Annotated in this window: 9 protein-coding genes; 5 read left to right on the top strand and 4 right to left on the bottom strand. The window is 33.6% G+C overall.

The features are described from left to right. The first annotated feature begins 18 nt into the window (after window positions 1-18). The 4 genes from ACT5E3_RS21570 (at window position 19) to ACT5E3_RS21555 (ending at window position 6451) form a co-directional block, all read left to right on the top strand. Window positions 19-1773 (top strand): alpha/beta hydrolase family protein, encoded by a 1755-nt coding sequence (locus tag ACT5E3_RS21570; protein WP_444995628.1) that lies wholly within the window; start codon window positions 19-21, stop codon window positions 1771-1773. 61 nt (window positions 1774-1834) lie between these two features. Beyond that, on the top strand, window positions 1835-2287 hold the full coding sequence (locus tag ACT5E3_RS21565; protein WP_444995627.1) for a hypothetical protein: 453 nt from the start codon (window positions 1835-1837) through the stop codon (window positions 2285-2287). Between the two features lie 128 nt (window positions 2288-2415). Next, window positions 2416-2655: a hypothetical protein gene (locus ACT5E3_RS21560; protein ID WP_444995626.1), complete on the top strand. Its 240-nt coding sequence runs from the start codon at window positions 2416-2418 to the stop codon at window positions 2653-2655. 925 nt (window positions 2656-3580) lie between these two features. Next, the gene (locus ACT5E3_RS21555) at window positions 3581-6451 is read left to right on the top strand and encodes a TonB-dependent receptor plug domain-containing protein (protein ID WP_444995625.1); all 2871 of its coding nucleotides are present in this window, start codon (window positions 3581-3583) and stop codon (window positions 6449-6451) included. Window positions 6452-6642: 191 nt separating this feature from the next. Here the strand turns inward: ACT5E3_RS21555 and ACT5E3_RS21550 are convergent, their stop codons facing one another. From ACT5E3_RS21550 to ACT5E3_RS21540, 3 genes are all read right to left on the bottom strand, one after another. Then, entirely contained in the window at window positions 6643-7929 is a 1287-nt protein-coding gene (locus tag ACT5E3_RS21550) for a peptidoglycan DD-metalloendopeptidase family protein (protein ID WP_444995624.1), read from the bottom strand. Between the two features lie 481 nt (window positions 7930-8410). Beyond that, a complete protein-coding gene (gene nhaA, locus ACT5E3_RS21545; RefSeq protein WP_444995623.1) occupies window positions 8411-9796 on the bottom strand; it encodes a Na+/H+ antiporter NhaA in 1386 nt (461 codons plus the stop codon). A 114-nt stretch (window positions 9797-9910) separates the two neighbouring features. Further along, the gene (locus ACT5E3_RS21540; protein ID WP_444995622.1) at window positions 9911-10417 is read right to left on the bottom strand and encodes a Dps family protein; all 507 of its coding nucleotides are present in this window, start codon (window positions 10415-10417) and stop codon (window positions 9911-9913) included. A gap of 611 nt (window positions 10418-11028) precedes the next feature. On the opposite strand from ACT5E3_RS21540, the gene ACT5E3_RS21535 reads away from it, so the two are divergent. After that, on the top strand, window positions 11029-11208 hold the full coding sequence (locus tag ACT5E3_RS21535; RefSeq protein WP_444995621.1) for a (4Fe-4S)-binding protein: 180 nt from the start codon (window positions 11029-11031) through the stop codon (window positions 11206-11208). A gap of 113 nt (window positions 11209-11321) precedes the next feature. On the opposite strand, the gene ACT5E3_RS21530 is transcribed toward ACT5E3_RS21535, so the two are convergent. Continuing rightward, complete coding sequence (locus tag ACT5E3_RS21530) at window positions 11322-14201, bottom strand: protein kinase domain-containing protein (RefSeq protein WP_444995620.1); 2880 nt, start codon at window positions 14199-14201, stop codon at window positions 11322-11324. Between the last annotated feature and the right edge of the window lie 81 nt (window positions 14202-14282).

The raw sequence follows: 14282 nt of genomic DNA, 5'->3' as shown, positions 1-14282 counted from the left end.
ATAATCCAGCGCGATATTATGCAAATTGTAAGGACTTATCGTTTTAATAAAAATGAACATGTCGATAATTATTATTGGGTAAATAATGAAAGACTGGTTTATACCAGAAAAATAAAAAGTCTTGATTCAGAAACTTTTGTAACTTATGGGCAGATTTACGCAGGTAATATTGATGGTTCAAAACGCAGTATTATTTTTGGGTATCAAGGTGGTGTTTATAGCAACTCAAGGGCCAAAAAGAACAGAGCACCAGAAAGATCACATGGTGAAATAATTCATACACTGCCTGATGATTCAGAGCATATTTTGATATCTGCACGTAATATGGATAATGATTTAGATGCGCCAATGAGGGTGATTAAACTCAATGTATATAATTCAAAGAAAAAGTTAGTAACTAAAACACCATTTGGTAATATGAAAGTTGTTTTTAATCGAGCTGGTGTTCCTATTATTGCAAGAGGGTATAATGCAAAAGGTGAAGTTAAGTTATATTTTTATCAAAATGGCAATTGGGTAGGAGTTAAAGATTCTAATCCCTTAAGTAATTTCAATCCTCTTTTTATGAGTGAAAAAGAAGATAATTTATATTTAACTGGCTATTCAGATAATTCAACTAAATCTCTTTATGAATATAATTTAGAAAATAAAAAAATCAGATTACTCTTTTCTCATACCACTGCAGATATTCATGAAATTATTACTGAACCAGATACTAATGTTGCTGTTGGTGTAAAACTCGTTCCTGGTTACATGGAATACCAATATATTGAACCGAATAGCTCTTTTTCTATGCTCCATAGAATGCTTGTTGCTTCATTTAAAAATAGTGATGTAAGAATCACTTCAAGAACAAGAAATAAAAAAGAAATGGTGGTACTAGTAAAAAGTGATACTCGGCCTGGAGATTTTTATATATTTAATACTGAGAAAAAATCGGTAGATTACTTATTAAGTAAAAAACGTTGGGTTGAACCTGAACTCATGGCCGAAAAAAAACCAATAAAATTTAAGTCACGGGATAAAGCCACAATCTATGGTTATTTAACAATTCCTAAAAGTGACAAAAATAATAAAAAATATCCCCTAGTAACACTTGTTCATGGTGGTCCTTACGGTCAGCAGGATCTGTGGGATTTTGATGCAGATACACAGATGTTGGCAAATAATGGTTATGCTGTTTTGCAAGTGAATTACAGAGGATCAGGTGGATATGGATTAGATTATAAAAAAGTAGCTTATCAAAAACGGAGCTCTCTTATTCAGCAAGACATTATTGATGGAACTCGCTGGGCTCTTCAGCAACCTGAGATTAATAAAACACAGGTTTGTATCATGGGGTGGAGCTTTGGGGGGTATTCGGCATTAATGGCCTCTCTATTAGAGCCTGAACTATTTAAGTGTAGTATTGCTGCAGCTGGCGTTTATGATGCTGTGGTTCAAGAAAAATCAGCAGATTATTCAAATATTTCTTCTACATCATCCTTAGCTTCTAGTATATATGGTAATGATCAAAAGCTATTAAAAAAGGAGTCACCGTTAACTTATATTGATAATCTAAAAACGCCTGTTTTTATCGTTCATGGAGGCGAGGATAAAAGAGTTCCACCTGAACAAGCGTACAAATTAAAGGCTGCATTAGAAAAGAGAAACATGCCTTTTGAGTGGTTATTGAAAGAGCGAGAAGGACATGGTTTTTATAAATTAGAAAATAGAGTTGAGTTTTACCAAAAAGCTTTAGCTTTTTTGAAAAAAAACTTGTCTAATAATTAATGATTGTTCGAGTTGATGAATAGTGCGTGTGACTAATAATACTTTATCTAGGAGTCAATAGATGATTTTTCGAAATTTTGCGTTAATTATTGCTGCTTTTTTTATGTTAGCCAGTTGTACTGATAAGTCTGTAATTTATAAAAGTGAGGGAGATTTAGCTGCGCCGTATAAAATTAAATTACATGAAGTAAAAATTGTTGCTGAATCTAGAGATAGTCTAACAATCGATTTTATTTATACTTATGAACATGAAGTCCCTGCTGATGAAATTAAGTTATTTGTTATGCCTGATCATGGTTACTGGCGTACCAATGATGTCAAAATAGCGAGAGGCAAAAATGGCGCAAGAGCAATTATTGGTTTAAGTAAAAGTAATATGACAAAAGATGCTGTAACAGATTCTCAAACAACTAAACTGCGCTTTAGATTTGACCATTATCAACCTAAGAAGTATTTAGGTAATATTTGGGGACAAGATATTGAGTATAAAAAAATATGGCAATTAACCTTATAAACCAGAACCTATTTATTTGTATAAATATGAATAAATGATCGTTTGATACGTTTTAGCTTAAATCATTGTGTCTATTTAAAGGATAATTATTACTTAATTGTTAAAATAAAAACTATGGAGAAAAATATATGAAAGAATCACGAGACTACTTGGAAATGTCTTTTCGTTCTATTGAGTGTTTCACTAATGATGGAAAACTTGATGCTAGTGAATTAGGAAAAATTTTAGAAATTGCAGAAAGGGACGGTGTAATTGATCAAAATGAAATTAGAGTGCTACAAAATATCATATCTAAAGTTAAGCCTCATGAAATCGATGATGAAATGCAAGTAATGTTGCAAACCGTATCTGATAAGATAAATGTTTAACACTACCGCTTCCTTTTAACTTTATATAGTAATGATATAGTGCAGTATCAAATTAAAAATTGATTTTGTATATTATTTAAAAATAATGAATATGTCATTCGTTTAAGCCAAGCAATAGAATTAGATACTCTATCTTATAAAGTATCTAATTTTTTATACTTCTTTATCTTTAATTAGCAATTTCTAATAGTAGAAAAGCTTGATGCAAAGCTGAGTTTTAATAGAAAACTTGTTTTTTTGATATTTATTAATTAAAAAATGTAAGTTAATTTGAATTCACGATCTAAATATCTGCACTTATCAATAGAAAATATTGACTGTTTTGAGTTTTAATGATTTTAAAATTTTAGTTAAATGTTTTATTGTGTTGGCATTAAATAAATAATCAAAAAAATAACTTTTTTGCTTGTTGTTAAAAACTAAAATTAATAACAAAAATATTTGACTGTTCACTTAACGCTTGTTTTAAAAGGAAATAGTACTACTTTACAGCAGTAAAAACAGAAAGATATCAATCTATTTTTTTTGATAAAAAGTATATTTATTCTTGTTCTTTTCTTAAAAAATTATTGAATTAGGTTAATTGTTAATCTTAATTTAATTTAAAAAATTGTATTACTCTATCAGAAAATAAATGCAAAATTAAAAAAATTCTCTTGAATATTTGTTGAATACAATAAATGTTAGAGCTCTTCTAATTTCTATAAAGATTCCATCAATTATTTTGGTTTGATTTTAAAAATCTTGCTATGTATCTTTTGATTAATCTCAGAGTTGTATCTTTAATAAAGTCCTGATTCTGATTTTGTTTATCTAGGTGTTTGGTTTTTTTACTTAACCACTTTTCGCGAATCAGTTTTTCAATAAAAGGTAATAATAAAGCGGTGAGTCGTTGTAGTAATATCAATGAATTAAAGGGGAAAAAATGAATTTTAAATATTCGAAACTTAGTCTGGCTGTCATACTCAGCATGTCAGTGTCACCAGCTTTTGCTGAAGAAAAGAGTTCAGATTCTGATGAGGCTGATCAACAAGTAATTCAAATTACAGGCTCTCGATTACAACGCTCGACTGCGGCAGCTCCAGTACCAACAACTGTTGTAAGTGCTTCGCAAATAGAACAGTTAGGTTTTACTAATACGGGCGATATATTAAACAGTTTACCTGCAATTGCAGGAAGTGTTGGAGCAAGAAGTGGTTCTGGTGGTACTGGTGATACAGGAGCCGGTTTAGAGTTAGCTAACTTACGTGGTTTAGGTAGAGAGCGTACTCTTGTTTTGGTTGATGGTCGTCGTCACGTCGGTAGTTCTTTGAGTAATACATCTGTTGATGTTGGTAGTATTCCTGTACAAATGATCGAACGAGTAGAAGTTATTACCGGAGCGGCTGGGGCTGTTTATGGGGCTGATGCTGTATCTGGTGTAATTAACTTTATTTTGAAAAAGTCATATGATGGTTTCAAAGCAGATGTGAAGTATAGTGAAGCTAGTGAAGGTGATGGTGAAACAACAACGGTTAGCTTATTAAGCGGAAAATCTTTTGCTGGTGGTCGAGGAAATGTTATGGCTTCGTTAGACGTAACTGATCGAGAAGGTGTTATGGCGTTGGATCGTTCGTGGTCGTATGAGGAACTGAGTTGGATAAATTCAGAAAGCTATACGCCTGGTTATAATATGCCAATGCTGCGCTTAGGTCACAATATTGGGTTTAGTCCATTAAGCCGAGAAGGTTATGTATCTCAGTTTGGTTGGCACTCTACTAACATTGGCGCGCTGCCAACTCAAACTTTTAATGCTGATGGCTCAAACCGTGATTTTAATGTCGGTTACTGCCAGGGCGCTATTGTTTGTGAAGGTGGTGATTCATTTAAAACTCATGATTATGATTATCTAAGTGTACCAACTGAGCGAGCTCTTGCTAGTGTTGTTACTAGTTATGATTTTGGAGAACATGAACTCTTTGCTAATTTAAAATATTCTCAAACCGTTGGTAACAGTAAATATCAAGGAGGTTTATCTGACGGGTACTATGGACCATTAGCAGAAATTCAGAGAGATAATCCATATCTTGCACAGTATACTGATATTACATCAGCTATGGATGACGCCGGAATTACCAGTGTTTTTGTTAACAAAGCTTATGATGGTTTTGATAATACAATTGAAAATAAATTTGATACTTTTCAAATTGTGTTAGGCGCTAGTGGATTATTAACCGACAGTATTGAATATGAATTTAGTGTGCAACATGGTCAAACTGATGTTGAGCTAAGAACTCATACTGCTTATGTTGATCGCTTCATGCAAGGAATTAATGCTGTAAGCGATGGAAACGGTGGAATTGTATGTGCCGATACCAGTAATGGTTGTGTACCAATAAATCCATTTGGATATAAATCTGTTTCTCCTGAAGCTGCTGCTTGGGTTAATGATAACAATGCAACACGTGGTCAATTAACTCAGTCGGTTGCTAATTTTAGCATCAATGGTGATTTGTTTGAGTTAGATGCTGGTACAGTTCAATTTGTTGCTGGTCTTGAATACAGAAAAGAAGAAAGTGAAACGACGGTTGACCATGATTTAACCTTAGAAGATGATGCCGGACATGGTATCCTTTTTAATACTTATTATGGTGGCGCTCAACTTGGTGAGGCTGGAGAGTACGATGTTTCAGAAGTTTTCGGTGAAATTCTTATTCCATTAATCAGTGATGCACCATTTGCAAAAGAGTTAACATTTGAAGCGGCGGCTCGATATTCTGATTACAGTACCGTTGGTGGTCAAACAGCATATAAGTTGGGTTTGAATTGGGTAATCAATGATGAAGTTCGTTTTAGAGCGACCAATGGTTTAGCTGTTCGAGCTCCTAATATTGGAGAGTTATTTCAGCCATTGGTTATTCAGCCAGTTAAAATAAATGATCCTTGTTCTGCAACTTATATTAATTTAGGCTCAAATCCTGCTCAGCGTGCTGAAAACTGTGCTTCTTTAGGGATCCCTGATGGATGGATTTCGTTTCATGATGGAGGAGAAGCACCAACTTACACTTCAGGAAATTCAGATTTAGAAGCTGAAGAGTCGACTACGTCAAGCGCTGGTATTGTTTACACACCATTTGAAGGATTTTCTATTGGTTTAGATTATTGGGATATTGTTATCGATAATGCGATTTCATCACCAAGCAATAATGAAATTTTAAACAGTTGCTATGACTTTTCAGACATGACTTCAAATACTTTCTGTGCGCTACAAGAGCGGGATCCTGTTACTCATGAAATTTCTCGCTTGGTTAACCAGCAGGTTAATGTTGCAACACTTAATGCCAATGGTTTTGATTTAGAAATGAATTATAGTATTGATGTTGATACTGGTTCATTATTATTTAACTTTGTTGGTAGTTATTACGGTCAACGTGATCAAGTGTTAAATGAAAAAAAACCTGATGAAGTTTTAGAGGGTGTTAATGTACAGGGTAGTCCTAAAGCTCGTGCTTATTTGAGTACAACTTATCGACAAGAAGATTGGAATTCTAGTGTGATTTTCAATTATATAGGAAGTAGTCGAATTAGTTTACCATCAGATAGTGGTGAGCGTCTGTACCATAGAAATCATGTTAATTCTGTTCTTTATATTAATCTACGGGGAGCTTACTCTATCAGCGAAAGTGCTGAAATTTATGCCAACATTAATAACTTGGCAGATAAAGGTCCACAAATGCTACCTGGACTTCAAATGGGCTCAAATATTTATGATGCAATAGGTCGTACTTACACCTTAGGTGTTAAGTATGAATTTTAAATTAATTGTTTTTACTATCATTAATAATATTGATAAATAATTTTTCAACTTATAAAAAACCGATGAATGATTTCATCGGTTTTTTTCATTAAGCTGATTAATCAATCTAAACTTCAGAAAAGAAAGATTATCAATAAAATATTCAGCTTTACCAATTGTAAACTGAATGCTAAAGCATAAAACTGATTCAGTTATAAGTTTATTTTTGAGCTAAATAATTCACTATTTATTTCATTATCTCGATGATTTGTCATTGAGCTGCCAGAAGCTTTTAGCTCTGTACTATATCTTCTACTACCAGAGTTGTAATAGTTGCCAGCACACCAGTAATTACCGTTTTTAGATAATTGAAAATAGTTACAATTTGTATCATAGCTATATCGCCCTGTTTTTATTTTATAGCCTGAAACGGTAACGCCATTTAAATGATAGTACTGTCCATTTAGCTTAAGCGACCAATGTAGGTGAGGACCTGTTGATTGACCTCCATTGCATAATGCTTGGTTCTTGTTGTTCGCATAATTAGCAATCGCAGCATTTTTACTGACATAAGCGCCATTACTATATCGAATATTTGATAAATGATAATAGGTTGTCGACCATCCACCACTATGAAATATTTCCATACTACAACTCGAATGAACCTTGACTGTTCCTGCTGCAGAAGCGGAAACCCATTTATTAGAAGTGTTACTACCCCAACCACCACTACCACTACTCATGTCGAGTGATGATTGAGGCCAGTTGCCACTGCCTGTAGAGGTATGAGAACCACCAATATACCAAGTTGAAGAACGAGGATAAGGAAGTTGAAGTAGGCTTGTAGAAGGCGCTGTCATTGTAATTGCTGAAGCATTTTTTTCTTTTGGGGTATTAATTGCTTGGGGAAACATTTTATAAAAAACTTTTCCAAATGAATTTAATTGCTCTTTAGAGCCAGGCTGTAATTCATTGCTCTCAAAGCCATAAGAAAATATCATTTGGATCGCGCGTTGGGCATCGGCATCAGTTGTGAACTTTTGATTTTTTCCGGTTTCTTCAAATGAATGCCCTTTATAAAATGCTTTTGAAAGTCGTTCAGCGACATCTCGTAACTGTTCAATAAAGCCATATTTTTGTGACAGAACACCAAAAGGTGTAGATAGTTCATTATCATTCACTTCTACTGATGAAATTAATCCTGTTTGATGTTCCATTAACGCAATCAGTATTTTGGGACTAATTGTCGATTCGCCAGACATATGGGAGATTGATTCTGCGTAGGGCGCTAAATGTGGTGCATTCTGGGTTAAATATTTTTGAATGTCAAAACCAAACACTTCATCATATTGGTATATTATGTTTGACTTTTTGAGTTGATTTTCATTTAAACTTGTTAACGAATTATCATTTGCTTGTGTGCAAAAACTGACTGTTAATAAACTACCGATAAGTATTAATTTTTTTATGGAAGGTTTTTTTATATTGTATTTGTTCATGTGTTTTCTCACTTTTGTTTTTTAAATTTCAATAAAGTTGTTTTTTTGTTTTGATATAATCCGAGAAGCTATCTCGGATTTCTTTTATGTTAGGTGTTGTTTTATTTTTAAACTAGTGAATATTACACACAAACATTTGTTCAAATTTAAAATTTCAAAAAGAGATGCTTTGTATCTCGTTATCATATTATTGTAAGTATGCTGTTATCGTTTAAGAAAAAAATTTTTTATGTTTTTAAATGTAATTGTTTTTAATAATAATTAGTTTTCGGTTATTTTTATTTTTTTTATATTTTAATTACGAGTGAAAATAAATTAAATTTTTGTCGAAGTTTTTTGTGAAAAATTACTGATAATTGTTTTTTGTTAATAACTCGAGAGTTGATAGTCAATTTGCAGAGATAGAATAAAATGTTATATAGAGACTTGTTTGTGTTTTTGTTATGAGTTGAAAGCAGAACATATGTGAAAATTAAGTAATTTATTCTTTCTTACGATAGGAGGAAATTATAAATAAGCTCATGCCTATTATGCCAGCAACTAATGAACCTAATAAAATACCAAGTTTTGCTTCTAATAGTAAAGCAGGGTGATTGCTGAATGCTAAAGATGCAATGAATAGAGACATAGTAAACCCTATACCAGCTAAAAAACTTAATGCGACGAGTTGTGTAAAGTTGATATTTTTGGGCATATTTGCCCAATTAAAGTAAATGCTAATCCAGGCAAACAGACTAATGCCAATAACCTTACCGATAATAAGCCCAAAACTTACACCCATTAATACTGGAGAAAAAAGTGATTCTGTGAATTGGTCTGGAATGGTAACACCTGCATTTAAAAATGCAAAAATAGGAATGATAAACAAACTGACTGGCTTTTCTAGTTGGCTTGTCCAATGCTGTAGAGGTGTGGTTGTATGCGAAGCCGCTTGCTTAATTTTTTCAGTGATCTCATGTTGCTTCTGGATTTCTAATATTGACTTATCATGGTTATCTATTTTTTCAAAACGAGTTAATAATTGCCTGGCATAACGAATAAACCAACTTGTTTGTTGGTAAGGCCTTGTTGGAACCATTAGTGCAGCTAAAACACCAGCTATTGTTGTATGTATTCCAGAATGATAGGTAAACCACCAAAGAACTATACCACCAAACAAATAAAAAAGAGGACGTCGAATCCCAAGTAAATTAAAAATAAACAGCGCGCTCAGTGTCAGTGAGGCAAATTTTAATGCATCAAAATTGATGTTTTCAGTGTAAAAAATACTGATCACTAAGACTGCACCAATATCATCTACAATGGCTAATGCTGATAGTACAATTGCAGCACTACGAGGTGCTTTACTACCTAATAACGCCAACAAGCCAAGAGCAAAAGCGGTATCTGTTGCCATAGGAATTCCCCATCCTTGGATTGCATCGCTTTCCATAAAAAATGCAACTAGCAAATAAGTTAATGCAGGAATAATCATTCCACCTAATGCTATTATAAGTATGAAAATAGATTGTCGAATATCTTTAAGTTCGCCAACTAATATTTCTCGCTTGATCTCCATACCAAGTAAAAAGAAAAATAAGACCATTAACCCATCATTAACCCAATGTTTTAGTGAATGATTAATTTCCCATTGATCAAGTGAAATTTGTAAGTTCATCTCGTTAAGAGAGTAATAAAAATTGCTATATTGTGAGTTTGACCAAATGAGAGCAATAGTTGCTGTAACGAGTAATAAAATGCCTGATGCTGACTGGCTGTTAATAAACTTTTGAAATGGTGAAATTATTTTACTAAAAGGTTTTTCTAATGGCGCATGAGACTTTTGATTATCTGTAATTATTTTGTTTGATGTATCATTGTTTGTCATAGTGAACCTAAAGGATGGTGAATCAATCTTTTATGAAATGTGAGACTTACACTCTCAAAGGCGAGAGTGCAAGCTTATTGTTAATGGTCATTGATTAAATCGAGTATTTGAAATCTATGATATAAGTGCTCGTAACATCCAAGCATTTTCCTCATGCTGACCTATTCGTTCAGTGAGTAAGTCAGCGGTTTTAACATCATTGACTTTTTCTGCTTCTAAAACCGCTGAACGCAACCGCTTAGCGATAATTTCATTATCTTGCATTAGTTGTTTACACATTTCCTCTGCGTTAAGGTTGTCAGGTTCTTCTTTAATTGACGTCAGTTGTTCGAACTGCTTAAAACTACCTGGTGCAGTATAACCAATAGCCCTGATTCTTTCGGCAACTTCATCTATCGCTGTTGCCATATCTTCATATTGTTCTTCGGTTAATTTATGTAAGCTGTAAAACATTGGTCCTACTACATTCCAATGAACGCTTTGGGTTTTAAGATAAAGTAAATAGCTATCAGCTAAACCTTCTGATAGTTTATTGGCGAGTTGTTTTCGATTATCTTTTGTAATACCCGCATCTAATTTTAGTTTGTCGGGTTCAGTACTTAATATATTAACTGTTGCCATTATAAGTTCCTCTTTTAATGATTTAAATGAAAACATACATAATCTTGCAGAATCGATGCCAATTTTAAAACGAGTGAGATATTTCTTTTTTTATAGGCTTTTGGATAAAAAACATCATTAAACTTGATTAGGTTTAAAGCATTACTCAGTAAAAAGTATTACTTGTTTGTATTTTTTACAATTTATTTAAAATATATGGTTGCTTGAGTCATAAGGGAGTCGTTTTTTTAATTTACTGGAAAATCGAACTGTTTTTTGCCAGAATCGTTTTAGATGCGCTGTCATTACGGTTATTTTAAGGTTCGCTTTTATAGTCAGTATCAGAAACTACATTTGTTCAGTAGGATAAAACAAGTTAAAAGGTTGGTGTTATAAGATAAATTAATTTAATGGTTAGGAAAATGAATTGTTGTTAATAAATGCAAGATTATAGGCGGTTAACTTTATTTACTTAAGGGTAATTGAATTTAAAATATTATTGTTTTGTGTTCATGTACTAAGTGGTAAATTTGAAACTGGTTTTTGTATAAGGTAAGCTGTAGTTAAACTTTACTTAGTGGTATGCCCATAGTAGCCTTGCGATTCTTTTAACAAAATGGTGAGTAACTAGGATGGAAATTACTTTCGATAGTCAAAAATGCAGGCATAATGGTCAATGTGTTAAAACTCTTCCTGAAGTATTTAAGGTAGAGAAATCACAACTCATTATTATTCAAAATGGTGCTTCAGAAGATGCTATTCAAAAAACGGTTAATGCTTGTCCTTCGGGGGCATTAGCGATTAAAAAATAGTATGCTTTTTATGTTTTACTGATAGTCTTCTTGATGAAAAATATAGCCCAGAAAATATAGTGATTAAAAAGTCGGTGATTACTTTTAGTTGTAGTGCTATCACCAACTTTACCTTATTTTGTTTTTAAGCAAATTTCATTAACATCATTGATTCTATGCAGAAAACTTGGAATGTTTTTTATGTTATTCTCTGCATCATGTATGATTTTATTATATTTAGCCAATGCTAATTCACAATTTGAAAGGTTTGCGATTAGAATAGATTCGACGAGCCGAATAAAATACATGGGCACGATATGTTGATTATCGATATTACCTGCTGATTGGATGGTTTCATCCATTAACATCTGAGCATTTTTAAATTCTTTCAGTTTTATCATAACTCTTACGAGCTTTGCCTTTTGTGCTAATAAATGAGGTGAGTGGGCTGTATTTATTTTTTCTCTAACGCTTAACGATTTAGCTAAATAAATTTTTGCTTTTTTCCACTCTTTAATTCTGGTGTACATTGTACCAATGTGATTGTAACTATAAGCTGTCGTGTCAGTATCTTTTCCGATGACATTTTCTTTTATTTCTAGACCTTTCAAAAGATGCTTCTCAGCCAATTCAAACTGCTGGCTGTCCATGTAGATAGCTCCAAGATTAGTATGGTTGATAGCCACTTCTAAACTCGTTTCGCCTAAATTAGCCGTATTAATCTCGATAGACTTTTTGACCGCCTCAATGGCTTTGTCAAAATTGCCAATATCTTGATAAGCTAATCCAATGCTATTATAACCATCACCAACCATGCCTGATTTTTCTCCCATATAAGCAGTTGCAATTTGAATGAGTTCAACGTTATTCTTGATCGACGCTTGGGAGTCAAACAATTCACCATTTATACCAGCAAGAGAAGATAATATTGAAATATTAGAATAATGTTTTTCTCCAAATATTTGACGGTTATTTTGGTAGGCCGTTTCAGCAATAGATTTTGCTTTTTTGAGTTGACCATCTTTATATAGGATTTTTGCTAAACGAAACTGTGTTTGAATGGTTAAGGGATGTTTTTCGCCATAATGTTTTCGACTAATTTCAAAGACAAAGCTCGCTTGTGTTAAGGCTTCTGATAAACTGCCTCGTACTAAATTTAAGTTATAAGCACCTGTTCTTAATTTAAGCATTATGGGATGCCATTCGGGAAGTATTTTGGAATATCTTGTAATCATTTCGGCCAATAAATTTTCAAGCTGTTCAAATTCTTCCAACCCTTGAAGCGTCGGTATTAATGCATTAGCAATTTCTCCCGGTAATAGATGGGATTCAGGATATTCTTTCAAAGCAATTTGCAGTGCTTTCGATAGACGCTTTTTAGATTCTTGCTGATTACCTTGATATGCGCTAAGACGACCTAGTGCTGTTTGAATTTGTAATTTCTTTTCACTTTTTTCGCCCAATATATTTCCCGCAATTTCATCAGCTTCTTCGAGTAATGTTCTTGCTCGAACTAGTTCTCCGATACTCAAATATACCTGACCAATAACATACAGCATTTCTGCTTTTACCTCGGGAATAATATCAAACTCACCACTTATTCGAGCTGCTCCTTGATCCAGTATTTGTTTGGCAGTAATTTTATCGCCCATTGATTCTCCTGGATCCGCAATTTGAAAACTATCAACTAAAAATTGGGTTACTGTTTTTGCTGTTGCCAATTGTTTTTGTGCAATATCTCTTTGTTGCCTTAACTGAATGGTGTAGAAAAATACTGTTATTATCAGCGTAAAAATTACAACTACACTAGTGATTGAACCAAATGGATGACGCTGGATGAGCTTCTTGGTAACATACCCGATTGATTGGGGTTTCGCTAAAACCGGCTCGTGATTTAAATAACGTTTTAAATCATCAGCCAAAGCTTGACTACTCGCATAACGATGAGCAGCTTGCTTTCTAAGCGCTTTTAAAATGATATTTTCTAAATCACCTTTGAGGCTTTTAGCATGTGCCTCAATAGGCAGGCAAAATTCAGCAGTTTTCTCATTCTTTAGACTGAGTAAAATTTTGCTCGGGCGTGGTGGTGGTGATGTACAGATGCGTCTTTCTAATTGTTGATAACTCGAAATGGTTGATGGCTCTTTGTTGGAAAGCGTAAATGGATAACAACCACTCAGCAAGCGGTATAACAAAATACCTAGTCCATAAACATCTGTGGCTGGAGTGGTTGGTTGGCCCATAATTTGTTCTGGGCTGGCAATTTCTGGCGTTAGCATTCGATTTTGAGTAATCGTAATTTCTTTTGAATACTGCTTTGATTCGCTCAATGTTTTCGCTATGCCAAAATCTAATAAGAAAGGCTCGCCTTGAGCATTAACCAAAATATTACTGGGTTTTATATCACGATGTACAATGAGCTGTTGATGAGCGTAGCTAATTGCATTGCAAATTTTTATAACCAACTTTATACGATCATCAATTGATAGTGCATGTCGATCGCAATATTGATCAATTGCTTCTCCCTGAATATATTCCATGATAAGGTAGGGTGTTCCTTCTTTACTGGTTCCACCATCAAGTAATCTGGCAATATTGGGATGATGAAAGTCTGCCAGGATCTGCCGCTCTCGTAAAAAACGTAATTTGCTGGCTTCGTTGTTTAAGTGCGTAGAAAGAATTTTTACCGCAACCTGTTGTTCAAATTCATTATCGACTCTTACACCTAAATATACGTCACCCATACCGCCTTTAGCTATCAGTGATTTTACACGGTATTTTTCAATTTCAGCGACCCACTCAGGAACTTCTGTGCGAACTAATTCGGCAGCGTTTTCTGCAATGATATCTTTTAACAGGAAGTTATCAACTGGATTTAACAGGTTTTCGATTTGGGAAGCCAAATGGGGAAATTGTTGCGTTTTTTCTTGAATAAAACGGTGCTGTTCAATCTCGGGTAACAGAATGAGTTCATCATAAATCTTCTCTAATTCACGCCAGTCGTTTTTATTCATTAGTAGATCCCCTCATTTTTACTCGACTAATCCTTGAATTCTTATATATTTTTAAAAAAGCATGACAGTTCTTCGAACTTT

This window comes from Aliikangiella litoralis, assembly GCF_052495765.1.
Note: the sequence above shows the minus strand (reverse complement) of the source record. Positions and strands in the feature narration are given on the sequence as shown.

Bases quoted from the DNA above. Each gene is read 5' to 3' on its own strand.
- ACT5E3_RS21570 (WP_444995628.1), top strand. From the start codon at position 19: ATGCAAATTGTAAGGACTTATCGTTTTAATAAAAATGAACATGTCGAT.
- ACT5E3_RS21565 (WP_444995627.1), top strand. From the start codon at position 1,835: ATGATTTTTCGAAATTTTGCGTTAATTATTGCTGCTTTTTTTATGTTA.
- ACT5E3_RS21560 (WP_444995626.1), top strand. From the start codon at position 2,416: ATGAAAGAATCACGAGACTACTTGGAAATGTCTTTTCGTTCTATTGAG.
- ACT5E3_RS21555 (WP_444995625.1), top strand. From the start codon at position 3,581: ATGAATTTTAAATATTCGAAACTTAGTCTGGCTGTCATACTCAGCATG.
- ACT5E3_RS21550 (WP_444995624.1), bottom strand. From the start codon at position 7,929: ATGAACAAATACAATATAAAAAAACCTTCCATAAAAAAATTAATACTT.
- nhaA (WP_444995623.1), bottom strand. From the start codon at position 9,796: ATGACAAACAATGATACATCAAACAAAATAATTACAGATAATCAAAAG.
- ACT5E3_RS21540 (WP_444995622.1), bottom strand. From the start codon at position 10,417: ATGGCAACAGTTAATATATTAAGTACTGAACCCGACAAACTAAAATTA.
- ACT5E3_RS21535 (WP_444995621.1), top strand. From the start codon at position 11,029: ATGGAAATTACTTTCGATAGTCAAAAATGCAGGCATAATGGTCAATGT.
- ACT5E3_RS21530 (WP_444995620.1), bottom strand. From the start codon at position 14,201: ATGAATAAAAACGACTGGCGTGAATTAGAGAAGATTTATGATGAACTC.